This is a genomic window from Rhodococcus sp. UFZ-B548 (assembly GCF_903819475.1).
Classification (GTDB): domain Bacteria; phylum Actinomycetota; class Actinomycetes; order Mycobacteriales; family Mycobacteriaceae; genus Rhodococcus_F; species Rhodococcus_F erythropolis.
In genome coordinates, this window is sequence record NZ_CAIJDS010000155.1 from 1 (window position 1) to 1,172 (window position 1,172).

Annotated in this window: 1 protein-coding gene; it reads left to right on the plus strand. The window is 67.6% G+C overall.

Annotated elements, in window-relative coordinates; genetic code table 11:
• Positions 1-60: 60 nt before the first annotated feature.
• Positions 61-1,172, plus strand: a 1,112-nt coding sequence (locus tag H7C86_RS36920; RefSeq protein WP_182263518.1) for a lipase family protein, incomplete at its 3' end; no start/stop codon positions are given.

Below are 1,172 nucleotides of genomic sequence, written 5' to 3' on the forward strand. Positions count from 1 at the left end.
CCGCCGGTTCGCGCAGAATGGAAGTCGGCGCAGACACCGACGAACCACGGGAGCGATGCGATGATCCGACAACGACTCGGCCAAGCATTGATGGTGATCGCACTCGCCTCCGCGGCCGTCTCGACCGCGCCCGTCCACGCGCAGGAACCGGCGCCAATCACGACGCCGGGCACAGTGACCGCGGCAACTCCCCTGCCACACTCCTTCTGGATTCCCGGCGCAGCCAACGCATCAAAGCTCACGTACTGGTCCACAGGACCGCGCAGCCAGCCCGCGTTGAGTACGGGCGCGCTCTTCCTGCCCCCCGGCGATCCACCCGAAGGCGGCTGGCCGGTCATCTCGTGGGCTCACGGCACTGTAGGTATTTCCGACCAGTGCGCTCCCACCGTGACCGGGACCGTCGGCAGTCCATACCTCACGAACTGGCTCTCGCAGGGCTACGCGATCGTCGCGACCGACTACGTGGGGCTCGGCACGCCGGGAATCCACGCGTACCTGGACGGACCGTCGGCGGCGCACAGCGTGATCGACATGGTGCGCGCCGCGCGTGCGGTCGAACCGTCGCTCTCACCGCGGTGGTCGGCACTCGGACAGTCTCAGGGCGGGCAGGCCGCTATGGTCACGGCAGCGATGGCCACACGGTACGCACCCGAATTGGACTACCGGGGCGCGGTCGCGACCGGGGCGCCGTCCAATCTGGAGAACCTTGCACCACTCGTGGGGCCGGACTTTCCACGATTGCCACTGACCGGCAGCACCGTGTTCGTCTCGTACCTCTTGGCCGGACTCCGGGCGGCGCGACCCGATCTCGACATCGATCGCTACCTGACACCGCGCGGCACGGATGCCCTTGCCCGAGCCGAAACCGACTGCTACCAGGACATGGCATCGGGGCTCGGCGACGTCACGATCGGCGATCTGGTGAACCGGCCCCTCGACGATCTCGCGGTGCTGGCTGCTGCTCGCGGCATGCTGGAGATCCCGACGACAGGGTACGACCGGCCAGTGTTCCTCGGGCAGGGGCTGACGGACGAGATGGTGCCGGCACCGCTGGCTTTGAAACTTGCGGCCGAACTCGCCGCCAACCGCCAGCCAGTCACATTCCGCACATATCCGACCGGTCATATCGAGACGATGCGGGCAGCGCTCCCCGAAAGCCTCTCCTTCGTCCG